Below are 26330 nucleotides of genomic sequence, written 5' to 3'. Positions count from 1 at the left end.
GTCAGTCCATGAAGCCTTGCAGCTTCATCTCGATGGAACGGGGATTCTCGCCCTCGGCAATGGATAGCACGCCTTCCAGCAGCATCTCGCGATAGGCAGTCTGCCGCTGGACGACGCTCTTGAGCTTGTTGCCGATCGGCAGCACCAGCAGGTTGGCGAACGCGACGCCGTAGATGGTCGCGACGAACGCCACGGCGATCCCGCTGCCCAGCTGACTGGGATCTGCAAGGTTGCCCATCACGTGAATCAAGCCCATCACGGCACCGATGATGCCGATTGTTGGCGAGTAGCCGCCCATGCTTTCGTAGACCTTGGCGGCACGCAGGTCGCGGCTTTCCTGCGTATACAGATCGACTTCGAGGATGCTGCGGATCACCTCCGGTTCAGCGCCATCAACCAGCAACTGCAAGCCCTTGCGCGCATAGGGATCAGGCTCTGTCTCGGCGACAGGCTCAAGACCGAGCAGCCCCTCCTTGCGTGCCGTATTGCTCCAGGTGGTCACCATCAGGATGCCGCGGGCCAGGTCGATGCGCGGCGGAAAGAAGATCCAGCGAGCGATGCCCATCGCGCGCATGAATACGGCGATAGGGGTCTGCAGCAGCACCGCACCCAAGGTGCCGCCAAGCACAATCAAGGCGGCAGGCCCGTTGAGCAGCGCCGAGATATGGCCGCCTTCGAGGAAGTTGCCCCCGACAATGGCAACGAACGCCAGCAACAGCCCGATAAGGCTGAGCACATCCATCAGATACAGGCCTCGGCAAGGTTGCGCCCGATCTCGTCGAGACCGTAAACGGCGTCACTGAGGTTGGCCTTGACCACGGCCATCGGCATGCCATAGATCACGCAGCTGGCTTCATCCTGCGCCCACACCTGGCTGCCGCTCTGCTTGAGCAAGCGCGCCCCTTCCCGCCCATCGGCACCCATGCCGGTCAACACCACGGCGAGCACCTTGTCATGGAAGGATTTGGCAGCCGAGCCGAAGGTCACGTCGACACAGGGCTTGTAGTTCAGGCGGTCATCGCCCGGCAGGATGCGCACCGCACCCCGCGAGTCGATCATCATCTGCTTGCCACCCGGTGCCAGCAACGCGAGCCCGGGACGTAGCACATCTCCGTCCTCGGCTTCCTTGACACGAATACGGCAAAGCTTGTCCAGGCGATCGGCAAACGCCTTGGTGAATGCCGCCGGCATGTGCTGGATAAGCACGATAGGCGCCGGAAAACTGGCCGGTAGCTGCGTCAGTACGCGCTGCAACGCCACGGGGCCGCCGGTGGAGGTTCCGATGGCAACCAGTTTGTATGCCTTGCGCTTGGGCGCAGGCGAACGAGCAGCCGGCGCAGCGGGAGCCGTACTGGTGGAGCGCAGCGTATTGGTGGACGCGCTCGGCACAGCACCACGCGACGCAGCCGGAGGCGGATTGACGCTTGAGGTGCAAAAGGTGCTGTAGCGCCGGTTACTCCGCGAAATGGTATGCACCTTTTCGCAAAGCATCTGCTTGACCTTGTCCGGGTTGCGCGAAATGTCTTCGAAATTCTTCGGCAGGTAATCCACCGCGCCGGCATCCAGCGCATCGAGCGTGACTCGCGCACCCTCGTGTGTCAGCGAAGAGAACATCAGCACGGGCGTCGGACACCGCTGCATGATCTGCCGCACGGCCGTGATGCCGTCCATCATCGGCATCTCGTAGTCCATGGTGATGACGTCCGGCTTCAGCGCCAACACCTGGTCAATCGCCTCACGACCGTTAGTGGCAGTGCCGACGACCTGGATATTGGAATCAGAGGAAAGGATTTCCGAGACGCGCCGGCGAAAGAAGCCGGAATCGTCGACCACCAGGACCTTGACTGCCATACATCACTCCTAGCGGCAGCGCGCCCAACGGAGGGCCGCGCCGCCTGACTGAATCAAATCCGGCGTGCGTAACGCTTGAGCATGCTCGGAACATCGAGAATCAGAGCGATGCGGCCATCGCCGGTGATGGTTGCGCCGGACATGCCAGGCGTGCCTTGGAGCATCTTGCCCAGTGGCTTGATGACCACCTCCTCCTGCCCGACCAGTTGATCCACAACGAACCCGATGCTCTGGTTGCCGACGCTGAGAATCACCACGTGACCTTCGCGTTGCTCTTCCTCGGCAGCACTCTGGACCAGCCAGCGCTTGAGATAGAACAGCGGCAGCGCCTTGTCACGCACGATCACCACTTCCTGGCCATCGACGACATTGGTACGCGACAGGTCGAGATGGAAGATCTCGTTGACGTTCACCAGCGGGAAGGCGAAAGCCTGATTGCCAAGCATCACCATCAGCGTCGGCATGATCGCCAGTGTCAGCGGCACCTTGATCACCACCCTCGAGCCCTGGCCCTTGGTGGAGAACACGTTGACGGTACCGTTGAGCTGGGAAATCTTGGTCTTGACCACGTCCATACCGACGCCACGGCCGGAGACGTCGGAGATCTCGGTCTTGGTCGAGAAGCCAGGCGCGAAGATCAGGTTGTAGCATTCCAGATCGCTGAGCCGATCTGCCGCGTCCTTCTCCAGCATGCCTTTTTCCACGGCCTTGGCACGCAGAACGTTGGCGTCCATACCCTTGCCGTCATCACTGATGATCAGCAGGATGTGGTCGCCTTCCTGTTCGGCGGACAGCACCACTCGACCGGTACGCGGCTTGCCGGCGGCCTCGCGCTCCTCGGGCATCTCGATGCCGTGGTCGACGGCGTTGCGCACCAGGTGCACCAGCGGATCGGCCAGGGCCTCGACCAGGTTCTTGTCGAGGTCGGTTTCTTCACCGACCAGCTCGAGGTTGATCTCTTTCTTCAGACTGCGCGCCAGATCGCGTACCAGCCGCGGGAAGCGGCCGAACACCTTCTTGATCGGCTGCATGCGCGTCTTCATCACCGCGCTCTGCAGGTCGGCGGTGACCACGTCGAGGTTGGACACGGCCTTCGCCATGGCCTCGTCGCCGCTATTGGAACCCAGGCGCACCAGGCGGTTACGCACCAGCACCAGCTCGCCGACCATGTTCATGATTTCATCGAGGCGCGCGGTATCCACGCGCACCGTCGTCTCGGCTTCGGCTGGTGCTTTTTCAGCCACAACAGCCGCCGGTTTGCTGACAGCAGCAACCGGTGCAGCCTTGGCTGGGGCAGCACGGGCGGGCTCAGGCTTGGGCTCCGGCTTGCTCGGCACAGCAGCCGCTACCTCGGCAACCGCGGGCTCGAACTTGCCCTTGCCGTGCAATTGATCCAGCAGTGCTTCGAACTCGTCGTCGGTGATCTCATCGCTTGCACTGGCGTTACTCGCAGGCGCCGCGGCCGCTGGCGCGGCCGGCTCGGCAGTTGTGCTACCTACCGGCTCGAACTTGCCCTTGCCGTGCAGCTGATCGAGCAGCGCTTCGAATTCGTCATCGGTAATCTCGTCGCTCGCCGGTGCAACCACGGCCTCCGGCTCAGGCGCAGCGCTGGCGGCACTGACCGAGAACTGACCCTTGCCATGCAGCTGATCGAGCAACGACTCGAATTCGTCGTCGGTGATCTCGTCGCCACCACTGCTGACCTGCTCCGCTGCCGGCTCATTGTCTGGCGACTGAACGGCGGCGAGCATCTGCTCGAATTCGGCATCGACGGACTCGGCCTGTGGCTCGGCAGCGACCGGCGATTCGACCGGTGCTGCGGGCTCGTCGGCCGAGGCAGGCTCAGCAAGACGCGCCAGTGCGGCCAGTAGCTCACGGGAAGCGGGAGTCGGCTCGACGCGTTCGCGGACCTGACTGAACATCTCGTTCACGGCGTCCAGCGCCTGCAGAACGACATCCATCAGTTCGGAATCGACGCGACGCTCACCCTTGCGCAGGATGTCGAAGACGTTTTCGGCGATGTGGCAGCACTCCACCAGCTCGTGGAGCTGAAGAAACCCTGCACCGCCCTTTACCGTGTGGAACCCGCGAAAAATCGCATTGAGCAACGCCATGTCATCGGGGCTGCTTTCCAGCTCCACGAGTTGCTCGGACAATAGTTCGAGAATCTCGCCGGCCTCTACCAGGAAGTCCTGGAGGATTTCTTCATCGGCGTCGAAGCTCATATTCACTTCCCCTAAAAGCCCAGGCTTGAAAGCAGATCATCGACATCGTCCTGGCCGGAAACGACGTCTTCACGCATATCGGCATGCATCTGCGGACCTTCACCGTTGGAAGGCATTTTTTCTTGTTTTTTCTGCTCTTGCTCGGCGCGCATGGCATCGCGGTCGTGCTGGATGCCAGCGACGCGATCCACCTGCCCCGCCATGAGAACGAGATTGAGCAAATTGCTTTCGAGCTCGGTTACCAGACGGGTAACCCGCTTGATCACCTGACCGGTGAGATCCTGGAAATCCTGAGCAAGCATGATTTCACTGAGGTTCTGCGACAGTTGGCTGCCATCGTTCATGCTGCGCTGCAGGTATTGGTCGATGCGCTTGACCAGCTCACGGAACTGCTCGGCATTCATGTCGCGACGCATGAAGCGCTGCCAGTCAGCCGTCAGGCTCTGGGCCTCGTAGCTCACGTAGTTCACCAGCGGCGCGGATTCCTCGACGAGATCCATGGTGCGATTGGCGGCTTTTTCGGTCATTTCCACGACGTACGACAGTCGATCAGTCGCGTCGGTGATGGGTGACGGATCACCGCCGGTCGCGCAGGTGTCCATCTCCAGCTTGACGATGGCGTTGTGCAGCTCGCGGGTGAGCTTGCCAACTTCCTGATAGAGCCCGTGATTGCGCACCTGATTGAGCTCATTGAACATCTGCGTCGCTTCATCGAAGCGACCCTGCTGCAGACTTTCGATCAACTTGGGTGCATGCGCCTTCAGAGTCGCTTCGAACTCTGCCAGGCTTTGGTCTGCTTGCGTCATAGTGCCCTCGCGGCGTTGCTGCTTCAGCCGTTGACGCGCTCGAAGATCTTCTCGATCTTCTCCTTGAGCACCTGGGCAGTGAAAGGCTTGACCACATAGCCGTTAACCCCGGCCTGTGCCGCTTCGATGATCTGGTCGCGCTTCGCTTCGGCGGTCACCATCAACACCGGCAGGTGCTTGAGGCGCTCGTCGGCACGAACGGTGCGCAGCAGATCGATACCGCTCATGCCCGGCATGTTCCAGTCGGTCACGAGGAAGTCAAAGCTGCCACTCTTGAGCATCGGCAGCGCGGTCGTACCGTCATCCGCTTCGGCGGTGTTGGTGAACCCCAGATCACGCAGGAGGTTCTTGATGATTCGTCTCATCGTCGAGAAGTCATCGACAATGAGGATTTTCATGTTCTTGTCCAAGTCGACCTCCGTAAGTCCCAAAATGCCTCAGCAAACCGAGCACGTCATACCGCAAACAATCGTCAATTGGCGCGCCATTCGCCGAGGCGTGCACGCAAGCGCGCAGCACACTGGCTATGCAACTGGCTCACACGCGACTCGCTGACTCCCAGCACCTGCCCAATTTCCTTCAAGTTCAATTCTTCGTCGTAATACAGCGACAGCACCAGCTTCTCGCGCTCGGGCAGGTTGGCAATGGCATCAACCAGGGCCTGCTGGAAGCGTTCATCCTCCAGATCGCGGAACGGTTCCGGGTGGAGGCTGGCAGCATCTTCCTGCAGCTCCCCATGTTCACCCTCCTGCAGCAGATCATCGAAGCTGAACAGGCGGCTGCCCAGCGTGTCGCCGAGAATGCCGTAATACTCATCGAGACTTAGCTTAAGTTCGGCCGCAACTTCGTGATCTTTAGCGTCGCGACCGGTTTTCGCCTCGATCGCACGGATCGCCTCGCTGACCATCCGCGAATTGCGGTGCACCGAGCGTGGTGCCCAGTCGCCCTTGCGGACTTCGTCGAGCATCGTTCCGCGAATGCGGATACCGGCATAGGTTTCAAAACTGGCGCCCTTGCCGGCGTCGTATTTCTTAGCTGCTTCCAGCAGTCCGATCATTCCGGCCTGAATCAGATCGTCGACCTGCACACTGGCAGGCAGACGCGCCAGCAGGTGGTAAGCGATTCGCTTGACCAGCGGGGCGTACTGATCAATCAGGCGGTACTGAGCATCCTTTGCCTGAGCCTTGCTGTAATACATAGCGGATCCGGCACCTGTCATTCGTGGCTTTGTGGAGCTGGGCTGATGAGGCGTTCTACGAAGAATTCGAGATGACCGCGCGGCGTGGCGGGCAAAGGCCAGGTATCAACCTTCTGCGCGATGGCCTTGAACGCCAGCGCGCACTTGGACCGCGGGTAGGCTTCATAGACCGCACGCTGCTTCTGTACAGCCTTGCGCACGGCTTCATCGTAAGGCACTGCGCCGACATACTGCAGCGCCACATCCAGGAAACGCTCGGTCACCTTGGTCAGCTTGGCAAACAGGTTACGGCCTTCCTGCGGGGCGTGGGCCATATTGGCCAGCACACGGAAACGGCTGATGCCGTAGTCACGGTTGAGCAGCTTGATCAGAGCGTAAGCGTCAGTAATGGACGTCGGCTCGTCGGTCACGACCAGCAGCACCTCCTGCGCGGCGCGCACAAAGCTCACCACTGAATCGCCGATACCTGCGGCGGTGTCGATGATCAGTACGTCGAGCTCGTCGCCCAGCTCGCTGAATGCCTGAATCAGGCCCGCGTGCTGCAGCGAAGACAGCTGCACCATGCTCTGCGTACCCGATGCAGCCGGCACCACGCGGATGCCGCCCGGCCCCTGGATCAGCACGTCGCGCAGATCACATTCTCCGGCAATGACGTCGGCCAGGGTGCGCTTGGTGGTAAGCCCCAGCAATACGTCGACGTTGGCCAGGCCAAGGTCGGCGTCAAGCAACACCACGCGCCGGCCGAGATCGGCCAGTGCCAGTGCCAGATTGACCGACACGTTGGTCTTGCCGACGCCACCCTTGCCGCCGGTCACCGCAATCACCTGTACGGGATGCATACCCATGTTCACATGCCTATATCTTGCTGGGGCCTTGCGGCCGGCGATGCGCCCGCATGGCACGCATCTGATTCATTCAGGTACTGCTCTCGCAGCATCATCCGGCCCGCCGTGACGAGCTGTTGTACAGCCCGGCGAACATATCGGCCATGGTTTCCTCGCTCGGTTCCTCGCCAGATTGCAAACTCACCGCGCGACTGACCAGCTGATGGCTGCGCGGCAGGTGTAGGTCGTCCGGAATCCGGGGGCCGTCCGCGAGGTACGCTATCGGCAAATGCTGGCTGATCGTGAGGCCGAGCACATCACCAAGACTGCCTGCTTCATCCAATTTGGTCAGGATACAACCAGCCAGGCCGCAGCGACGATAGTTGTGCCACGCCGCCTTGAGCACCTGGCTCTGACTGGTCGCGGCCAGCACCAGATAATTCTTCGATTTCACGCCGCGATCCGACAACGCCTCGAGCTGCATGCGCAGCGTCGGATCGCTGGCGGGCAGGCCAGCGGTATCGATCAGGATCACGCGCTTGCGCGCCAGCGGAGCGAGCGTCTTGCTCAACGACTGGCTCGGGTCGATCTGCAGCACCGGCACGTCGAGGATACGGCCAAGCGTCTTGAGCTGCTCCTGGGCGCCGATCCGATAATTGTCCATGCTGACCAGCGCGATGTTCTGCGCGCCATACTTCAATACATAGCGTGCCGCGAGCTTGGCCAAGGTAGTGGTCTTGCCGACACCCGCCGGACCAACCAGAGCGATGACGCCGCCCTCTTCCAGTGGTTCGGTCTTGCTGACCTTGATCGCCTGCGCCAGGTACGCCAGCACCATGCGCCATGCCTGGCGCGGCTCGGTGATACCGGCAACCTTTTCCAGCAGACTGCGCGACAGCTCGGCCGGCAGGCCCAGGCGCTGCAGGCGGCGCCAGAGGCCGGCCTGCTGCGGACGACGGCTTTGCTCCTGCCCCCAGGCGATCGAGCCCAGCTGGACTTCGATCAGTTCACGCAGACCATGCAGTTCCGACTGCATCGCTTCGATCGCGCGGGAATCGACCGCAGCGGTTGCTTCGGCCACAGCTGAAGGCTGAGGGATGCTCACGGCGGCGGGCTTCTCGTCAACCAGTTGACGATCCTGCATCTTCGCACGCGGTGCGGCACTCAACTCGGCATGGGCATTGGCCAGGCGCGCCTGCGTCTTGCGCAGCTCGGCTTCCAGCGCCGGGTTGGGCTTGTTCGCGGCCGGCGCAGACTGCATCGGGTAATCGAGCACGGCGGTCAGCTCGACGCCGCCGGCCACCCGGCGATTGCCGATGATCACGGCATCGGCGCCCAGCTCGTCACGCACCATTTTCATGGCGATGCGCATATCGGCGGCGAAGAAACGTTTGACCTGCATGGCCTGTACCCTCGGTTAATTCTGACCCACCGTCGAGACGATGGTGACCTGCTTGTTGTCCGGTATTTCCTGATAGGCCAGAACATGGATGTTCGGCACTGCCAGACGCGCGAATCTCGAAAGCATCGCCCGAACTGGTCCGGCTACCAGCAGAACTGCCGGCTTGCCGAGCATTTCTTGACGCTGTGCCGCTTCTACCAGAGACCTTTGCAACTTTTCGGCCATTCCTGGTTCCAGCAAAATTCCGTCTTCGGAGCCTTGCCCGGCCTTCTGCAAGCTATTGAGCAAGATCTGTTCCAACCGAGGCTCCAGCGTGATCACAGGCAGCTCCGGCTCTAGTCCCACAACGTTCTGCACGATTGCACGGGACAACGCCACTCGCACGGCAGCGACCATTGCGGCGGGATCTTGACTCTTGGCAGCGACGTTGGCGATGGCTTCAGCAATGGTGCGGATATCACGCACAGGCACCTGCTCCTGCAGCAGCGCCTGCAGCACCTTGAGCAGGGTCGACAGCGAAACCATCCCCGGGACCAGTTCTTCGGCCAGCTTGGGCGAGCTCTTCGCCAGCAGCTGCAGCAACTGCTGGACCTCCTCGTGCCCCAGCAGTTCATGGGCATGCTTGTGCAGAACCTGGTTGAGGTGCGTGGCGACGACGGTACTGGCATCCACCACGGTATAGCCGAGCGACTGCGCCTGGTCGCGCTGGCTCGCTTCGATCCAGACAGCCTCCAGACCGAACGCCGGATCCCTGGCGGCGATACCGTTGAGCGGACCGAACACCTGCCCCGGGTTGATCGCCAACTCACGGTCCGGATACACCTCGGCTTCGGCCAGGCTGACGCCCATCAGGGTCAACCGGTAGGCGTTGGGCAACAGATCGAGGTTGTCACGGATGTGCACCGAGGGCATGAGAAAGCCAAGATCCTGCGACAGCTTCTTGCGTACACCCTTGATGCGCGCGAGCAACTGACCACCCTGATTGCGATCAACCAGCGGAATCAGTCGATAGCCGACCTCCAGGCCGACCATGTCCACCGGGGTCACATCATCCCAACCCAGCTCCTTGGTTTCCGCCGAGCGCTGGGCCGGCAGCATTTCCTGCTGCTTCTGCACTTCCTGCTCGGCTTTCTTCTCGACCTGCTTCTTGCGATGCCAGATCCAGTACGCACCCGCCGCAGCGGCAGCGCCGAGCCCGAGGAAGGACAGGTGCGGCATGCCGGGAACCAGACCCATCGCAATCATGATCGCCGCGGCCACGGCGAGCGCCTTGGGCGAGGCGAACATCTGCCGCTGGACCTGCTGGCCCATGTCCTCGGAGCTGGTGACGCGGGTCACCATGATCGCTGCCGCGGTGGACAGCAGCAGCGACGGGATCTGCGCGACCAGACCGTCACCGATAGTCAACAGGGCGTACACCTGGCCCGCTTCGCTGAAACTCATGCCGTGCTGGGCCATGCCGATGCCGACACCGCCGATCAGGTTGATGAAGAGAATCAGCAGGCCGGCGATGGCGTCACCGCGCACGAACTTGCTCGCACCATCCATCGAGCCATAGAAGTCCGCCTCGGACGAAACCTCGACACGGCGCTTCTTGGCTTCATCCTGATCGATCAGGCCTGCGTTGAGGTCGGCGTCGATGGCCATCTGCTTGCCGGGCATGGCATCCAGGGTAAAGCGCGCACTGACCTCGGAAATCCGTCCGGCGCCCTTGGTCACCACGACGAAGTTGATGATCATCAGGATCGCGAAAACAACGATACCGACCACGTAGTTGCCGCCGATCACCACGTTGCCGAAGGCTTCGATCACGTGACCGGCGGCCGAGCCTCCTTCATGGCCGTTGATCAACACCACGCGGGTCGATGCCACGTTCAGCGCCAGACGCATCAGGGTGGCGACCAGCAGAATGGTCGGGAACACGGCGAAATCCAGTGGCCGCAGTGCATAGACGCTGACCAGCAGCACGACGATCGACAGCGCAATATTGAAGGTGAACAGCAGATCCAGCAGGAACGGCGGCACCGACAACATCATCATGCCCATCATCACAAGCAGCAGCAGCGGCACGCCGAGGTTGCCGCGCCCCGCGCCCGTCAGGCCATTGCGAATATTGATGAGTTGCGTGCGATCCAACGTAGCCCCCGGCGTGCAGAACGAATTCTTGACGCAAAATGCGCCTCGCCCGGGATATAGCAAGAAGGGGTCCAACTTCCTCGGCGCGTCCCAGAGCGCGCCGTACGGTTTGGCCTACCCGGCAAAACACGCGAACGCGACCGCCAACTGACAGTCACACTAGCACCGGCGACAGCCCGTCGCCGTTTGTGCAAAGGAGCTTTCAGATGAAACAGTGGATCATCGCCGCGCTGGCCGGCTGCACCGCCCTCGCCGCTCAAGCCGAAACACTGAGCGTGAAGGTCAACGCCGTGAGCGCTCAAGGCATCGGTGAATCCGTCGGCAGCGTGAAGATCGAAAGCAGCGAATACGGGCTGGTCTTCCAACCCGAACTAAGCAGTCTGGAACCTGGCATTCACGGCTTCCACATCCATGCCAAAGGCAGCTGCGAGCCTGCTGAGGTAGACGGCAAACTGACCCCGGCAGGTGCCGCGGGCGGTCACTGGGATCCGAAGAACAGCGGCAAGCACGGCGAGCCGTGGGGTGACGGGCATTTGGGTGATCTGCCCGCGCTCTATGTCGACAGCGAAGGCAAGGCCGGCCAACCCGTCCTGGCCCCGCGCCTGAAAAGCCTTGGCGACATCAAGGGGCTGGCGTTGATGGTCCATCAGGGCGGCGACAACCACGCCGACCATCCGCAACCACTCGGCGGTGGCGGAGCACGGGTTGCCTGTGGCGTGATCGAGTAACCGCAGCGGTACGCGGCGCGCCCATGGGCCGCCGCGTGACGGATCATTCGTCGCGACGCAGATCCGGCGGAATGGGTACATCATTCAACGGGTCCGGCCGACGACCCTTGCCGGCGCGGTACTGACGCAACTGATAGACATAGGCCAGAACCTGCGCCACGGCCAGATAAAGACCGGCGGGAATTTCCTGATCCAGTTCGGTGGAGTAGTACACCGCCCGCGCCAGCGCCGGCGACTCCAGCACCGTGACCTTGTGCTCCTGGGCAATCTCGCGAATCTTCAGCGCCACGAAGTCGCCACCCTTGGCCACCAGCCGAGGCGCCCCGCCCTTGTCGCCGTCGTACTTCAGCGCAACAGCGAAGTGCGTCGGGTTGGTGATCACTACGTCAGCCTCCGGAACGGCCTGCATCATGCGTCGCTGCGCAGCCTCGCGCTGCAGCTGACGAATTCGCGATTTGACCTCCGGCTTGCCTTCCGAATCCTTGTATTCGTCCTTGACCTCCTGCTTGGTCATCATCAGCTTCTGCTTGTTGTCCCAGAGCTGGAACGGCACATCCACCGCGGCGATGACAATCAGCCCGCAGGCCATCCACAAGGCACACCAGCCGACGATCTCCGCGCTGTGCATGATCGCCAGGTCCAGCGGCTGCTTGGCGATTGAGAGCAGGTCGTCCTGATAAGCCGAGAGCACCAGCAGCGCGACGCCGAGCACCACGAGGAACTTGCCCAGGGCCTTGAGCAGCTCCACCAGTGCCTTGGTGGAAAACATTCGTTTCAGTCCGGCAGCCGGGTTCATCCTGCTGACCTTCGGCGCCATGGCCTTGGCCGAGAACAGCCAGCCGCCCAGCGAGACGGGCCCGACAATCGAGGCAATCAGCAAGGCGATGAGCAGCGGCATGATTGCCTCCAGCGCCATCAGGCCGCTGCCCATCAACAAGCGCACCATCGACCCTTCGTCGAGCAGCGTTTCACGGCTCAGTTCGAAGGTACCTTGCATCATCGCCATCAGGGTCTGTGCCAGACTCCCGCCGGAGGCCAGCAGCCCGCCGATGCCGCCGAGCGTCACCGCGACCGTACTGAGCTCACGGGAGCGCGCCAGCTGCCCCTTCTCACGAGACTCGCGCAGGCGTTTTTCTGTGGGTTCCTCGCTTTTGTCGGCACCGCTTTCGCTCTCAGCCATGAGCGACCTCCAACAGATACGGGAAGCAATGCATCAACGGGCACCCGCCAGCTCGCGCAGCATCAGAAGCGCCTCGCTGACGAAGATCTGGTACTGCGCGAAGATGTCGGCCATGCCGATCCAGACGATGATCAGGCCCAGCACCAGCGTCAGCGGAAAACCGATGGAGAAGATGTTCAGCTGCGGCGCGGCCCGCGTCATAAGGCCGAACGCCAGATTGACCACCAGCAGCGCCGTGATCGCCGGCAATACCAGCAGCAGGCCGGCACCCAGTACCCAGCCCAGCTTGCCCGCCACTTCCCAGAAATGATTGGTCGACAGACCTCCCCCCACCGGCAGGGTGACAAAGCTCTCGGCGAGAATTTCAAGCACTACCAGGTGGCCGTTGACCGAGAGGAACAGCAGGATCACCAGCATGTTGAAGAACTGACCGAGCACCGGCACCGAGATGCCGTTGGCCGGATCGACCATCGAAGCGAAACCGAGGCCCATCTGCATCGCCAGCATCTGCCCGGACACGATGAAGACGTGGAAGAACAGCTGCAGGACAAAACCAAGCATGACGCCGATCAGCAGCTGTTCGGCGATCAGCAGCAGCGAGGCCAGGCTCAACGATTCGACCACCGGCATTGGCGGCAATGTCGGCACCAGCACCAGCGCAATGGCCAGAGCCAGATAGAGCCGTACTCGAACCGGAACCAGCTGGGTGCCGATGATCGGCATGCTCATCAACAGCGCAGCGATGCGAAACAGCGGGAGCAGAAACTGCCCCACCCAGCCGCCGATCTGCGCATTGCTTAGCTCCAGCACGTTCGGCTACCCGATCAGCAGCGGGATGTTTTGGACCAGATTCTGCGTGTACTCCATCAGCTCACGGACCAGCCAGGGCCCGGCCCAGATCAGCGTCAACAGCATCACCAGCAGACGCGGCAGGAAGCTCAGCGTCTGCTCGTTGATCTGGGTGGCTGCCTGGAACATGGCCACCACCAGGCCCACCAGCAGACTCGGCACGACCAGCACGCCGACGATCATCGCGGTCATCCACAGGCCTTCACGAAACAGGTCCACCGCTACTTCAGGAGTCATCTGCTTGCTTCCCTAAAGGGTGCCGAAGCTGCCGGCGAGAGTACCGATGATCAGCCCCCAGCCATCCACCAGGACGAACAACATGATCTTGAACGGCAACGAGATGATCAGCGGCGAGAGCATCATCATGCCCATCGCCATCAGCACGCTGGCCACCACCATGTCGATGATCAGGAACGGAATGAAGATCATGAAGCCGATCTGGAAGGCCGTCTTCAGCTCCGAAGTGACGAAGGCCGGCACCAGGATGGTCATTGGTGCGGCTTCCGGCGAAGCGATATCGGTACGCCGCGAAAGCCTGACGAAAAGCTCCAGATCGCTTTCGCGGGTCTGCGCCAGCATGAAGTTCTTCAAGGGCACTTCGGCGCGGGAAATGGCCTCCTGCGCCGGTATCTGCTCGCTCAGATAAGGCTGCAGCGCGTCCTGATTGATGCGGTCGAACACCGGCGCCATGATGAACAACGTGAGGAACAGCGTCAGGCCGATGAGAATCTGGTTCGATGGCGTCTGCTGCAGGCCCAGGGCCTGACGCAGGATGGAAAAGACGATGATGATCCGGGTGAAGCTGGTCATCAGCATGACGAACGCCGGAATGAAGCTCAGCGCCGTCATGATCAGCAGAATCTGCAAGCTGACCGAATATTCCTGCTGCCCTTCGGCGTCGGTGGTCAGCGTTATTGCAGGAATCGACAAGGGATTGTTGCCCTGCGCCAGGATGCCGGACGGCTCCTGTGCCAGGGCAAGCGGGCCGCACAGCATCAGCACCGCCAGTAGCAGAATGCGCAACATCAAGGCTTGTCCTTGTGATCCTTGCCGAGCAGCTCCATCAGACGCTGGGCGAATTCGGGATTGGCCGGCTCGGCGTCAGGAAGATGCACTGGCTCCTGCATCACATGCAGCGGCGTGATACGGCCGCCACTCAGGCCGATGAGTACCTGCTCGCTGCCGACCTGCACCAGCACCAGGCGCTCGCGCGGCCCTAGCGCCTGACTGGAAATCAGCTTGATCACCTGAGTGCCACGGGGATTCATCTGCTGCACGCGCCGCAACAGCCAGGCGAGCAGAAAGATCAGCCCGACCACCAGCAACAGGCCGAGCATCAGCTTGGTCAGCTGCGCGCCCATGTCGGTACTGCTCATGCTGGTGGCAGGCTCCGCAGCCAGTACCGGGAGCGCGACCAGGGCGCTCAGAAATGCAAGCGACCGCATCTCAACGCAGCTTCTTGATACGTTCGGTGGGGCTGATCACGTCGGTCAGCCGGATGCCGAACTTCTCGTTGACCACCACCACTTCGCCATGGGCGATGAGCGTCCCGTTGACCAGCACATCGAGCGGCTCACCGGCCAGACGGTCCAGCTCGACCACCGAACCCTGGTTGAGCTGCAGCAGGTTGCGAATGCTGATCTCGGTGCTGCCGACCTCCATGGAAATCGAAACAGGGATATCCAGAATCACATCCAGATTCGGCCCTTCCAGTCCCAGCGGCACCGCGGTGGATTTCGGTGCACTGGCGAAATCTTCCAGCGGTGCACGCGGCGCAGCCGGGGCCGCAGCTGCGGGCGCCTGGTTCAGCAGCGCATCGATATCGTCCTGGCTGGCATCACCAGCTTCGGCCAGCGCTGCTGCCCACTCATCAGCCAGCGCCTGCTCTTCGGGAGAAGTGTTGTCGCGTTCGTCTGCCATCGTTAATCCTCGATAGGCTCGAATTGAGTAAAGGGCCGGTTCAACGTGGGCGAACCACGGGTTCCAGCACCTGCAACGCCAGGTTGCCCTTGTGGGCGCCCAGCTTGACCTTGAATGCCGGCATGCCATTGGCACGCATGATCATGTCTTCTGGCATCTCTACCGGAATCACGTCGCCGGGTTGCATGTTCAGAATGTCGCGCAGCTTGAGTTGCCGTCTGACGACGGTGGCGCCGAGCGGCACGTTGACGTCGAGAATGTCTTCGCGCAGGGCCTTGACCCACCGCTCGTCCTGATCGCTGACGTCCGACTGGAAGCCGGCATCGAGCATCTCGCGGATCGGCTCGATCATCGAATACGGCATGGTCACGTGCAGATCACCGCCGCCGCTGTCCAGTTCGATGTGGAAGGTGGACACCACCACCACTTCGCTGGGGCTGACGATGTTGGCCAGCGCCGGGTTCACTTCCGAATTGACGTATTCGAAGTTGACGTCCAATACCGCATGCCAGGCTTCCTTGAGGTCGGCAAATGCCTGATCCAGCACCATGCGCACCACGCGCAGCTCGGTCGGGGTGAATTCGCGACCCTCGATCTTGGCGTGGCGACCATCGCCACCGAAGAAGTTGTCCACCAGCTTGAACACCAGCTTGGCGTCGAGAATGAACAGCGCCGTGCCACGCAGGGGCTTCATCTTCACCAGGTTGAGGCTGGTCGGCACATAGAGCGAATGCACGTACTCGCCGAACTTCATCACCTGCACGCCACCGACCGACACATCGGCCGAACGGCGCAGCAGGTTGAACATGCTGATGCGGGTGTACCGGGCGAAACGCTCGTTGATCATTTCCAGCGTAGGCATGCGCCCACGCACGATGCGGTCCTGACTGGTCAGGTCGTAGCTCTTGATGGACCCCGGCTCGGAATCGCTCTCGGTATCCACCAGACCGTCGTCGACCCCGTGCAGGAGCGCATCGATCTCGTCTTGCGAGAGCAGGTCTTGAACAGCCATCTGGGCAGCCTTCTATTGCAATACGAAGTTGGTGAACAGCACTTGCTCGACGGCAAGCTTGCCAATTTCCTTCTGTGCCAGCTCCTGCACGCTGGCCGTGGCCTGCTGACGCAGCATCTCCTTGCCGACCGGCGTTTTCAAGGCCTCGAAATCCTGGCTGGAGAACAGCATGACCAGGCGATTGCGCAACAACGGCATATGCACCTTGAGGGCGTCCAGCGCCGCCTGATCGCGTGACATCAACGCGATGCTGACCTGCATGTAGCGCTGCCGCCCGTTGTGGCTGAAGTTGACCACAAAGGCCGGCATCAGCACTTCGTAGATAGCAGGCTGCTTGCCGGACACAGCTGCCGCCGACTCCTGTGCCTTGTCGGCATCGAGGTCATCGCCCTTACCCATGAAGTACAGCGTGCCGCCGATGGAAAGCCCCACGGCCACTAACATGGCGACCACGATCACGATGATGAGTTTCAACCGCCCCTTGCCTGCCGAAGCCGCTTCCGGCCCGGTTGGCGGCACTGCCGCTGGAGCCTGTTTCTTAGCCATGCCAAATATCCGTCATCAACAGCGTTTAGTTCTGGTTTTATGAGTTAAGAGCAACAGCTGTGCCAACGCATCGACACGGCCGCTCTGCAAGGCTGTGTTGCCGAGCCGACACCGTATCAGGAATAACGGATTCACATTGCGGGGACTGACGATGCCCGACGCCTCGCAGCGACAGGCGGCAGAAAACCGACGCAGCCCGCTGCGGCTACGTCGGTGCGGATCGGCAAGCGCCGATCCATCGGTCAAGCGTAGAAGTCGACCAGCCCGCGATTCCCGGCGCTGCGATTGCCGGCAATCTCGCTGACACCCATCTGGACCTCGCCGTCGTCCGCCTCGCCTTCCGCCGAGGAGCCGCCACGGGAGGATCCACCACCATCGGTACCGCCCTGCCATCCGCGGGCGAGCGACTGGTCGGAGACGTTGACGTCCATGAGATTCATGCCCTGCTGGGTAAACATCTCACGCAAACGCTGCATCTGCCCTTCCAGCGCATCACGAACACCGGCATGTGGGCTGAGGAAGGTGACCTGGGCCTGGTCCTTGGTCAGGTCGATGCGCACTTCCATGCGGCCAAGCTCTGCGGGATCGAGCTGGATTTCCGCCGATTTGAGATTCTGACTGGATAGCCACATCACCCGGTCGACCACGGCCTCGCTCCAGCCAGCCTGCTGCATCTGTACCGGCTGGCCCGGCACCAGCCCGGGCCGCTGCGCCTGCTGGACCTGCTGGGTGATCGCCTGGCTCAACGGATTAAGACGCGACGAGGCCAGCTCACTGGCGCTGGAAGCGCGGCTTTCCTTGGGACCGTCAACTGCATCCAGAAGATCTTTCCCTGCCAGCTCAAGCTCGGGCTCCTCGCCATCAGCCAACTCCTTGCCCGCAAGCAAAACGCTAGCGAAGCCATCATCCGCCTCGGCCTTGGCCTGCGCATCGACGAGCGGATTCGGTAACTGCGGAACTGGCTTCTGCACCCCGACCGGCATTTCATCCGCGGCCTGCAAGCCGGTGATCGATGGCTCGTCCGCCACCTGCTCGGCTTCCCCTGAAATGAGCCCCTGGGTAAGCGGCAGGCCGGTCAACGGGGTTTCACCCGGCACTTGCGTGACAGGCTGAGCCTCGGCCTGCGGTACGAACTGCCCTCCCAGCCCCAGCAGCAGAAGAGGATCAAGCTCGGTATCCGGCAGCTCTTCGGATGGGGCGTCCGATGGCAACGGATTGCCGCTTTCGGCAACCGCCGGCTTTCCGTCACCGGCGGCGTCGGCGACCGCTTGCCTGCTTTTGTCATCCACCGGCTTGTCACGACTGGTGTCGTTGCGCGCCTGACGCTCGACCGGTTTGGTCTGGCGCTCCTTCGCGTAAACGTCGGAAAAGCTGGAGCTGCCGCTATCCCGCCCCTCGCGTGGCGCGTCGGGAGCCTTGGTCGAAGCCTTCGCGCGCGCATCGACTGAAGGGGTTTTGAGTAACAGGTCGGGGGAAACAGCCATGAGGTCATTCCGCTACGGATGGATCGTGGCAGTAACAGAGCAAGTTTTGGGCCAGAGCGAAAGCAGCCTGACTAGTGGTTTAAATCGTGCAGATATGCGTGCGGCCGGCACTGAGGCGATCGTTTATCAGGCGGACCCAGACTATGCACGCGCCAGAGTTTTGCCGCTCAACCGTAGCGCTGACGCTCGGCCCGGAACAGGATGCCAATGATGGCGAATTCTCGCTCGATGGACGCAATCAGTGCGGGCGCGAGGGCGAGCTGCTCGTTTCGCGCCGCGGTTTCCAGCTCCTGGCAAAGCTCCGCCAGGAGCACCGCGCCCATATTGCTGCAACTGCCCTTGAAGCTGTGCGCGGCGCGCCGCAGGGCTTCGGCCTGCTCGGCCTGACAGGCCTGCCGCAGCAGGCGCACGCGCTCTTCGGAGTCGGCAAGGAAGGTATCCAGCAGTGCCGGATATTCACTCTCCATGACGTCCTGCAGCGTGGCCAGCACAGCGCTGTCGAGATGAGTGTTGGACACCGGCACACTCCTGCTTGAAAGCGGCGGATTATGCATCAGGCCGCCAGACGAACTCCACGCTCAGGCCGCGGCCGTCCGACTGCCAGTCGAATCCGTCGCTCAACTGGCGCACCAGATGCAGCCCGCGACCACTGAAACGACCACTGCCCAGCTGAACCTGCAGCGCCCGCGTCACGTCGAACCCGGCGCCACTGTCACCGATGGAAATGCGCAAGCGTCCGCCCTGGCTATCGGTTCTGATGGCCAGCTCCAGATGCACATATCCCTCCACCAGGGCCTGCAGCCGCTGCTGGCGCAGATCGTAGTAACGCTGGAAGCCTTCGGCGTCACGCTTCAGTGCCGAATCCAACCCAAGCACCCCGTGCTCCAACGCGTTGGAATACAGCTCGCCCAGCACTGCGTAGATCGCACCAGCACGCGGGCGCAGCTGGTTGACCTGCAGAAGCAGCTGCAACAGCATGGGCAATGGATTACCGCTACGCAGGCTTTCGGCGCGCAGCTCGAGCCGCACCGACCAATCCATGGGCCGCGAGCGATGCGCAGTAGCCGGCGCGACCAGCGGCATTGTCATCGCCTCATCAATGACCACGACCTCGACCAGGCTAAGGTCGTCGTGTTGCTGGCCATGGAAATCCAGCAGTGCCTGTTCGATCTCATCAAAGAGCTGCGCCGGATCGCGATTGGCAGTCAGCGTAGCCAGCAAGCGCTGCTCGCCAAACAGCTCATCGTCGGCGTTGCGGCTTTCCACCACACCATCGGACAGCAAGAGCAGCCGGTCGCCGGGTGCCAGCGGGTAATGCTCGAACTTGTCGTCGAGCGCGGCAGCAGAGACCACACCCAGCGGCAGATGCCGGGACACGAGAGCGGTACGCTGGCCGTTGGCAGCTATCAGGTACCCATCCGGCAACCCACCGTTCCATACGCGCAGGCTGCCCTGTGTGGGATTGATGTCGAGCAACGTCGCGCAGCAGAACATTTCCACCGGCAGGATCTGCTTGAGCTTGGCGTTCATCTCACGAAGGATGTCGGCGCCGGAGTAGCCCTTGGCGGCCATCCCATAGAACGTCTCTGCCAGGGGCATGGCACCGATAGCCGCGGGCAGACCATGGCCGGTGAAATCGCCGAGCAGGACGAACATCTGCCCTGCCGGCGCCTGGGCCGCCAGCAGCAGATCACCATTGAACAGCGCTTGCGGCGATTGGCGATAACGAATGTTCGGCGCGCTCAGGCAACCGGCATGGGCGACCTTGTCGAAGATCGCCTTGGCCGCCCGATGCTCGGCGAGCAGCTGCTGGTTACGCCGTGCAATCAGGTCGCGCTGCTCGAGCACCGTCGCCTGAAGGCGGCGCAAACGGTGCATGGCCTGGATCTTGGCTTCGAGAATGATCGGGTTGTAAGGCTTGGCAATGAAGTCGTCGCCACCTGCCTCCAGGCAGCGCACCAACGCTTCGTTCTCTGTCAGCGAGGTGAGAAAGATGATCGGCACCAGCTCATCACCGGCGAGCTGCTTGATGTGCCGTGCCGCCTCGAAGCCATCCATCACCGGCATCAGCGCATCCATCAGCACCAGCTGCGGCCGCTCCTGCTGGAACAGCTCGACCGCCTCCTGACCATCCGCGGCGGTAAGCACCCGGTGTCCCTGCCTGGTAACGATGGTCGAAAGCAGCATTCGATCGACCGGGCTGTCCTCGGCGATCAGAATCGACAGCCGCATGGGCATGTCAGGCGATCACGAACAATTGTTCGAAGTTGGATACCGAGAGAATCTTGCGAACATCAGGGCTGCAATTGAGCAGACGAATGTCGGCTTCATCGCCGCCGGCGTGGTCACGCAGCAGCAGCAGCATGCCCAGCGCGGAGCTGTCCATGTAGGTGGTGCCCTGCAGATTCACCACGTAACGCTGAGGGTTCACGTCCTGACGCTGATAAGCATCGCGGAAGGCCTGATGCGCATTGAAGTCGAAGCGTCCGCTGATGGAAATGGTCAGCTCCTGCCCATCCACCGAAGGCTGCGAGTTAATGGTCATGTGGCACTCCCTGATCCGGAACGTCTTGAGGCTGCCCGCATTGGCAGCCGTCGCTTATGCGAAGTGACAGCCGTATTCGGGCTGGATGTGCAGCGATCGGACCAGGCCGGATAGAACGTCTATCCAGGGTCGATGGTCGCTGCGTGGAAAACGGGTGAAGATTTATCATTCAAGCTACAACACGGCAAGCACGAATCCGGCCGGATCGCGCCCAAGCATGGCAGGCGTGGTCATAGTTCGCGAGCGCGCCCGGCAAGCCGCTGGGCGAATTCGTCGAGCAATTTTTGTTCACGCTTGTCTGCCGCGATGCGCGCTTCGCGCTGATAGCTTTCGATCAGCTTGCTCAGCCCTTCCACCCGCGCATGCTTTTGATGCCATTGCTGACGGACCTTGAGCAGATTGTCGCGATACCAGTTGACGCTGCGCTGCTGCTGGCCGATGGCCGACTCCAGCTGCGACAGGAAGCGCTGATAGTTCATCAGCCACTGGCCGGAAACGCCTTGACTACCCTGCTGCATCCACTGCTGCTGATAATCACGAAAGTACTGATCGAGCTCGGCGAGCTTGGTTTCGGCCTGCGCGAGCTGCGTCTGCGCCTGCCCCAGCAGGCGCGCGGCATCACGTTCCGCGCGCTCGGCCATTTCAATGACCGGCGCCAGGCGCGCCGCCCGGCTGGCCGCCATCGATTAGCCCGCCTGCCGCGGACTGAAGACCGCAGCCAGTTGCGCGGCACTCTGATCCAGGTTCTCGCTTTCATCGAGTCCCTGACGCAGATAACGGACCATTTCAGCCTGCCGTGCGATCGCCATGTCGGTTTCCGGATCGCCACCCGGGACGTAGGCCCCGACGCTGATCAGGTCGCGGCTCTGCTGGTAACGCGACCAGAGCTGCTTGAAACGCTGCGAAGCGCGAACGTGATCAGCGCTCACCACCTGCGGCATGACCCGGCTGATGGAGGCCTCGATGTCGATGGCCGGGTAATGACCCTCCTCCGCCAGCCGGCGCGACAGCACGATATGGCCGTCGAGTACACCGCGCGCGGCGTCGGCGATCGGGTCCTGCTGGTCATCACCTTCCGACAGCACGGTGTAGAACGCCGTGATGGAACCACCACCCTGCTCGGCGTTGCCGGCGCGCTCGACCAGGCTGGGCAGCTTGGCGAACACCGACGGCGGGTAGCCCTTGGTCGCTGGCGGCTCGCCGATCGCCAGGGCGATCTCACGCTGGGCCTGGGCATAGCGGGTCAGCGAATCCATCAGCAGCAACACGTTCTTGCCCTTGTCGCGGAAATACTCGGCGATCCGTGTGCAATATTGCGCGGCACGCAGCCGCATCAGCGGCGCCTCGTCGGCAGGCGAAGCCACTACCACCGAACGCTTGATGCTCTCCTCGCCGAGGATGTTCTCGATGAACTCCTTCACCTCGCGGCCACGTTCGCCGATCAGCCCGACCACGATGATGTCGGCCTCGGTGAAACGGGTCATCATGCCCAGCAGCACCGACTTGCCGACACCGGTACCAGCGAAGAGTCCGAGACGCTGACCGCGCCCGACCGTCAACAGGCCATTGATGCTGCGGATGCCGACATCCAGCGGCTCGCTGATCGGATGGCGCTTGAGCGGGTTGATCACCGGCCCATCCATCGGCACCCAGTCCTCGGCCTTCATGCCGCCCTTGCCATCCAGCGCGCGCCCCGCCCCGTCGAGCACGCGACCGAGCATGGACGTGCCCATGGGCAGCCGCCCGGTGTTGACCAGCGGCACGACACGCGCACCGGGGGCGATGCCCGCCAGGCTGCCGACCGGCATCAGATACAGCTTGCCGCTGGAAAAACCCATCACCTCGGCCTCGACCTCGGTGGGGTGATAGCTGTCGTCGTTGATCACCAGGCAGCGGCTGCCGACCGCCGCGCGCAGGCCTTCCGCCTCGAGCGTGAGGCCGACCATGCGCAGCAAGCGCCCTTCCAGCAGCGGCTGGCTGGGCAGCTTGATCGCCGCTTCATAGGCTTCGAAACGTTTGGCGAAACTGACCCGCTCAAGGCGCATCGGAACCATCCAGATCGATTGTCAGATCCGCTGCCGGGGGATGAGTGGCATTTTCGCGCTGTTGCTCGAACAGTTGCTTGATGGCCTGGGTGAGGCGCGTTTCGATGCTGGCATCGATCCGGCTGTGTTCGGTTTCGATATGACAGCCGCCGGGCAGCAGGCTGCTGTCCTCGAGGATTCGCCAGCTTTCCTCGTGACGCTCACGCAGCGCCTTGATCAGCTCGAAATCCTGCGGATTGACGTGAATACGCACGTTGCTGGCCCCCATCGGCAACAGCTTCAGCGCTTCGCGCAACACCTGGCGAATCTGGCTGGAATCGATCAGCAGATCGCGCTGGATCACTTCGCGCGCCATGTGGCTGACCAACGTGGCCATCGCATGTTCGAGGTTGCGATCCTGATCGGCGATCGGATCGAGCAGTTGACCCATCAGCCGCTCCAGGCTTTCCACTCGAGGCGCCAGCGCCGCGTCGGCTTCCTGCCGCGCCTTTAGCTGCCCGGCGTGAAAGCCGTCCTTTTCGCCGGTGGCGAAGCCCTCGTTGTAGGCCTGCTGGCGGATCGCCTCGAGTTCGTCGAGCGTCAGCGGTTTGACTTCCTCGACCGGAACATCCTCGCTGCGCGCCAACTCCTCGACCGGCTGCTCGATGACCGGAGCCGCAGGCACCACCTGTTCTTCACCTTGCGGATCGAAACTGGGCAAAGACCAGCGATCGAACAAACTGACGTCCTTCGCGCGAATGAGATCGCTGGGGTTGTCCTTGGCCATGTGTAGGGTTCGTACCTGCTTAGATCATCTCTTCGCCGCCCTTGGAGCCCAGGACGATTTCTCCGGCCTCGGCCATGCGGCGAGCAATGGTGAGAATTTCCTTCTGCGCGTTTTCGACATCGCTGACGCGCACCGGACCCTTGGCCTCAAGATCGTCACGCAGCAGTTCGCCGGCGCGCTTGGACATGTTCTTGAAGACCTTCTCCTTGATGCCGTCGTCGGCGCCCTTGAGCGCCATCACCAGCACGTCGGAGGATACCTCACGCAGCAGCACCTGAATGCCACGGTCGTCGACTTCGGCAAGGTTGTCGAAGACGAACATGAGGTCCTCGATCTGGCTGGACAGATCCTCGTCCACGTCGCGGATCGCGTCCATCAGCTGGCCTTCGATGGAGCTGTCCAGGTAGTTCATGATGTCTGCCGCACGCTTCACGCCACCCAGGCTGGCCCGGCTGGTGTTGGTGCTGCCGGAGAACTGTTTCTCCAGAATCAGGTTCAGCTCTTTCAGGGCCGCGGGCTGCACGGTATTGAGCGAGGAAACGCGCAGCACGATATCCAGCCGGACCTTGTGGTCGAAGTGCGACAGCACCTCGCCGGCCTGATCAGGGTCGAGATAGGCGACCACGATGGCCTGGATCTGCGGGTGCTCGTAGCGGATCACATCGGCCACCGCCCGCGGCTCCATCCACTTGAGGCTGTCCAGTCCGCTGGTATTGCCGCCCAGCAGGATGCGGTCGATGAGGCCACCCGCCTTGTCCTCACCGAGGGCCTGGGTGAGCATCTTGCGGATATAGCCATCGGATCCTACACCCAGGCTGGTCTGATCGCCGACGATCTCGACGAATTCGCTCATGACCTGTTCGATCTGCGTCTTCTGCACATTGCGCATCTGCGCCATGGCAGTACCGACCCGCTGCACCTCCTTCGGGCCGAGGTGGCGCAGAACCTGCGCGGCATCGGTTTCACCCAGCGAGAGCAGCAGAATGGCGGCCTTGTCGACCTTGTTGAGCTTGGCGGGAAGTCGATTGTCATTCATCGGCGTTGATCCACTCTTTCACCACCTGGGCTACCCGTCCCGGGTCATCGGCCACAAGGTTCTTGATCGCATTCAGCTGGGCTTCATATCCCTCGCTGGGGCTTGGCAACAGGATGTTCTGCGGGCCACTCAGGCTGACCCGATCATTCGACAGGCCCGATTCCAGGCCTTCCTCGTCGCCCAGATCCCCCGGACCATTGGCGACTTGCAGCTCCTTGCCACTGCTGGGGTTGGTCAGGCTCTTGAGTACCGGACGCAACACACCGAACACCAGCACCAGGATGAACAGCACGCCGAGCACCTGCTTGACGACATCCCAGAACCAGGGTTGCGAGTAGAACGGAATCTCCTCGAAGGTTTCGCCGAAGCTGTCCGCCACGAAGGCCGTGTTGATCACACTGACGCTGTCGCCACGGCTGGCATCGAAGCCTACCGAGTCCTGCACGAGGCGGGTGAAGCGTGCCAGGTCATCGGCAGTCCAGGGCACACGAACCATCTCGCCGGCTGCATTCAGCGTCATCTGATCGTCAACCACTACGGCGACCGACAAGCGACGCAGGCGTCCATGCTGTTGCTTGGTATAGCTGATGGAACGGTCGAGCTCGTAATTTCGGGTGGCCTGTTCGCGCTTGTCGGCTGGGAACGGTGCGAGCATCGGCTGGCCCGTCGCCGGGTCCATGATCTGCTGACCATTGGCGTCCAGCAGCGGTTGCCCAGGCGCCACGGCACCAGCAGCGGCGGCTGCCTGATTGGCCTGTTCAGGCGCAGCGGCTGGCCCGGGCGGCTGATTGCTAAGGGCGCCAGGCACGCCTTGCGGCGGCAGGCTGCTCTGACGTTGCTCGTTGACGCTCTGCTCGCTGCGCAGCGCCGGCTGATCGGGATTGAAGGTCTCCGAGGTGGATTCGACCGCGCTGAAGTCCACATCTGCCGAGACTTCAGCCTTGTAGCGGCCGCTGCCGAGCACCGGCTGCAGGATGTTGTGCACGCGCTGGGTGTAGAGGCTCTCCATGCGACGGCTGTAGTCGAACTGCTTGCCGGCCATGCTCAGCTCGGTCAGTTCCTGCTGGTCGGACAGCAGGTTGCCCTTCTGATCCACCACGGTGATCTGCGACTTGTTCAGTTCCGGTACGCTGGTCGCCACCAGATTGATGATTGCCATCACCTGGCTCGGCTCCAGGGCGCGGCCCGGATACAGCTCGACCAGAACCGAAGCGCTTGGCTTGCGCTCGTCACGAACGAACACCGAGCTTTTCGGAATGGCCAGGTGCACGCGGGCACCCTTGACGTTGTTCAGGCTGGAGATGGTCCGGCCCAGCTCGCCTTCGAGGCCGCGACGATAACGGGTCGCTTCCATGAACTGGCTGGTGCCGAGGCCCTGATCCTTGTCGAGAATCTCGAAACCGATATTGCTGTCGGCCGGAGCAATGCCTGCACTGGCCAGCTTGAGACGGGCGCGCGCAAGATCGTTGGCCTTGACCAGCAGGGCACCGGAATTGGGTTCGACGGTATAGGCAATATCCGCGGCGGCAAGGGTTTCCATCACCTGGTTGGCGTCCATCCCCGCCAGGCTGCCGAGCAATGGGCGGTAGTCAGGCTGCTGCGACCAGAGCACCACGGCAAAACCGATCGCGACGCTGGCTGCCAGGCCGACCAACAGGCCAACCTGCCGCAGCATCGACATATCCGACAGGTTTTCCAGGAACGACAGACCCAGCAAGGGCTTCTTGGCATTCTCGGTAGTAGCCGGCACCGGAACATTGCTCAACGCTTCAGCCAT

At 62.1% G+C, this 26330-nt stretch carries 27 protein-coding genes; 1 reads left to right on the top strand and 26 read right to left on the bottom strand.

Features of this window, described 5'->3' with window-relative positions; all coding sequences use genetic code 11:
* Position 1 precedes the first annotated feature (1 nt).
* The 9 genes from EA798_RS07415 to flhA form a co-directional block, all read right to left on the bottom strand.
* Positions 2-742: a flagellar motor protein gene (locus tag EA798_RS07415; RefSeq protein WP_014597056.1), complete on the bottom strand. Its 741-nt coding sequence runs from the start codon at positions 740-742 to the stop codon at positions 2-4.
* The gene (locus EA798_RS07410) at positions 742-1851 is read right to left on the bottom strand and encodes a protein-glutamate methylesterase/protein-glutamine glutaminase (protein ID WP_014597057.1); all 1110 of its coding nucleotides are present in this window, start codon (positions 1849-1851) and stop codon (positions 742-744) included. The genes EA798_RS07415 and EA798_RS07410 overlap by 1 nt, the downstream gene beginning before the upstream one ends.
* Before the next feature lie 53 nt (positions 1852-1904).
* On the bottom strand, positions 1905-4076 hold the full coding sequence (locus tag EA798_RS07405; RefSeq protein ID WP_122098529.1) for a chemotaxis protein CheA: 2172 nt from the start codon (positions 4074-4076) through the stop codon (positions 1905-1907).
* An 11-nt stretch (positions 4077-4087) separates the two neighbouring features.
* On the bottom strand, positions 4088-4882 hold the full coding sequence (locus tag EA798_RS07400) for a protein phosphatase CheZ (protein WP_106158315.1): 795 nt from the start codon (positions 4880-4882) through the stop codon (positions 4088-4090).
* Positions 4883-4905: 23 nt separating this feature from the next.
* Entirely contained in the window at positions 4906-5280 is a 375-nt protein-coding gene (locus tag EA798_RS07395) for a chemotaxis response regulator CheY (protein ID WP_011913679.1), read from the bottom strand.
* Between the two features lie 74 nt (positions 5281-5354).
* The gene (gene fliA, locus EA798_RS07390) at positions 5355-6080 is read right to left on the bottom strand and encodes an RNA polymerase sigma factor FliA (protein ID WP_122098528.1); all 726 of its coding nucleotides are present in this window, start codon (positions 6078-6080) and stop codon (positions 5355-5357) included.
* A gap of 17 nt (positions 6081-6097) precedes the next feature.
* Positions 6098-6925: a flagellar synthesis regulator FleN gene (gene fleN, locus EA798_RS07385; protein WP_106158313.1), complete on the bottom strand. Its 828-nt coding sequence runs from the start codon at positions 6923-6925 to the stop codon at positions 6098-6100.
* 91 nt (positions 6926-7016) lie between these two features.
* On the bottom strand, positions 7017-8306 hold the full coding sequence (gene flhF, locus EA798_RS07380) for a flagellar biosynthesis GTPase FlhF (protein WP_122098527.1): 1290 nt from the start codon (positions 8304-8306) through the stop codon (positions 7017-7019).
* A 15-nt stretch (positions 8307-8321) separates the two neighbouring features.
* On the bottom strand, positions 8322-10442 hold the full coding sequence (flhA, locus tag EA798_RS07375; protein ID WP_122098526.1) for a flagellar biosynthesis protein FlhA: 2121 nt from the start codon (positions 10440-10442) through the stop codon (positions 8322-8324).
* Positions 10443-10648: 206 nt separating this feature from the next.
* Between flhA and sodC the strand changes: the two genes are divergently transcribed.
* Positions 10649-11170 carry a superoxide dismutase family protein gene (gene sodC, locus EA798_RS07370; protein ID WP_106158311.1) on the top strand — a complete coding sequence of 174 codons (522 nt, stop codon included), beginning with the start codon at positions 10649-10651 and terminating at the stop codon, positions 11168-11170.
* 43 nt (positions 11171-11213) lie between these two features.
* On the opposite strand, the gene flhB is transcribed toward sodC, so the two are convergent.
* From flhB to fliF, 17 genes are all read right to left on the bottom strand, one after another.
* Positions 11214-12350 carry a flagellar biosynthesis protein FlhB gene (flhB, locus tag EA798_RS07365; RefSeq protein ID WP_015276584.1) on the bottom strand — a complete coding sequence of 379 codons (1137 nt, stop codon included), beginning with the start codon at positions 12348-12350 and terminating at the stop codon, positions 11214-11216.
* A gap of 33 nt (positions 12351-12383) precedes the next feature.
* On the bottom strand, positions 12384-13160 hold the full coding sequence (gene fliR, locus EA798_RS07360; RefSeq protein WP_015276583.1) for a flagellar biosynthetic protein FliR: 777 nt from the start codon (positions 13158-13160) through the stop codon (positions 12384-12386).
* Positions 13161-13166: 6 nt separating this feature from the next.
* Positions 13167-13436 (bottom strand): flagellar biosynthesis protein FliQ, encoded by a 270-nt coding sequence (gene fliQ / locus EA798_RS07355; RefSeq protein WP_003296594.1) that lies wholly within the window; start codon positions 13434-13436, stop codon positions 13167-13169.
* 12 nt (positions 13437-13448) lie between these two features.
* Positions 13449-14228, bottom strand: coding sequence for a flagellar type III secretion system pore protein FliP (fliP, locus tag EA798_RS07350; RefSeq protein WP_420849514.1), 780 nt, complete (start codon positions 14226-14228; stop codon positions 13449-13451).
* The gene (fliO, locus tag EA798_RS07345) at positions 14225-14644 is read right to left on the bottom strand and encodes a flagellar biosynthetic protein FliO (RefSeq protein WP_106158309.1); all 420 of its coding nucleotides are present in this window, start codon (positions 14642-14644) and stop codon (positions 14225-14227) included. The genes fliP and fliO overlap by 4 nt, the downstream gene beginning before the upstream one ends.
* A 1-nt stretch (position 14645) precedes the next feature.
* On the bottom strand, positions 14646-15119 hold the full coding sequence (gene fliN / locus EA798_RS07340; RefSeq protein ID WP_015276580.1) for a flagellar motor switch protein FliN: 474 nt from the start codon (positions 15117-15119) through the stop codon (positions 14646-14648).
* Positions 15120-15159: 40 nt separating this feature from the next.
* Positions 15160-16131: a flagellar motor switch protein FliM gene (gene fliM / locus EA798_RS07335; RefSeq protein WP_013983226.1), complete on the bottom strand. Its 972-nt coding sequence runs from the start codon at positions 16129-16131 to the stop codon at positions 15160-15162.
* Positions 16132-16143: 12 nt separating this feature from the next.
* Positions 16144-16677 (bottom strand): flagellar basal body-associated protein FliL, encoded by a 534-nt coding sequence (gene fliL, locus EA798_RS07330; protein ID WP_015276579.1) that lies wholly within the window; start codon positions 16675-16677, stop codon positions 16144-16146.
* 242 nt (positions 16678-16919) lie between these two features.
* Positions 16920-18161: a flagellar hook-length control protein FliK gene (locus tag EA798_RS07325; RefSeq protein WP_122098524.1), complete on the bottom strand. Its 1242-nt coding sequence runs from the start codon at positions 18159-18161 to the stop codon at positions 16920-16922.
* Between the two features lie 167 nt (positions 18162-18328).
* Positions 18329-18679, bottom strand: a complete 351-nt coding sequence (locus EA798_RS07320; protein WP_015276577.1) for an Hpt domain-containing protein — start codon at positions 18677-18679, stop codon at positions 18329-18331.
* A gap of 28 nt (positions 18680-18707) precedes the next feature.
* Complete coding sequence (locus EA798_RS07315) at positions 18708-20399, bottom strand: fused response regulator/phosphatase (RefSeq protein WP_208643715.1); 1692 nt, start codon at positions 20397-20399, stop codon at positions 18708-18710.
* A gap of 1 nt (position 20400) precedes the next feature.
* Positions 20401-20706, bottom strand: a complete 306-nt coding sequence (locus EA798_RS07310) for an STAS domain-containing protein (protein WP_015276575.1) — start codon at positions 20704-20706, stop codon at positions 20401-20403.
* A gap of 230 nt (positions 20707-20936) precedes the next feature.
* On the bottom strand, positions 20937-21389 hold the full coding sequence (fliJ, locus tag EA798_RS07305; protein WP_122098523.1) for a flagellar export protein FliJ: 453 nt from the start codon (positions 21387-21389) through the stop codon (positions 20937-20939).
* A gap of 3 nt (positions 21390-21392) precedes the next feature.
* Complete coding sequence (gene fliI, locus EA798_RS07300) at positions 21393-22751, bottom strand: flagellar protein export ATPase FliI (RefSeq protein WP_106158306.1); 1359 nt, start codon at positions 22749-22751, stop codon at positions 21393-21395.
* Entirely contained in the window at positions 22741-23517 is a 777-nt protein-coding gene (gene fliH, locus EA798_RS07295; RefSeq protein WP_106158305.1) for a flagellar assembly protein FliH, read from the bottom strand. The genes fliI and fliH overlap by 11 nt, the downstream gene beginning before the upstream one ends.
* Before the next feature lie 19 nt (positions 23518-23536).
* Entirely contained in the window at positions 23537-24553 is a 1017-nt protein-coding gene (gene fliG, locus EA798_RS07290) for a flagellar motor switch protein FliG (RefSeq protein WP_015276571.1), read from the bottom strand.
* Positions 24546-26330, bottom strand: coding sequence for a flagellar basal-body MS-ring/collar protein FliF (gene fliF, locus EA798_RS07285; protein ID WP_015276570.1), 1785 nt, complete (start codon positions 26328-26330; stop codon positions 24546-24548). Before fliF ends, fliG begins: the two co-directional genes overlap by 8 nt.

This window comes from Pseudomonas songnenensis, assembly GCF_003696315.1.
GTDB lineage: Bacteria > Pseudomonadota > Gammaproteobacteria > Pseudomonadales > Pseudomonadaceae > Stutzerimonas > Stutzerimonas songnenensis.
Note: the sequence above shows the minus strand (reverse complement) of the source record. Positions and strands in the feature narration are given on the sequence as shown.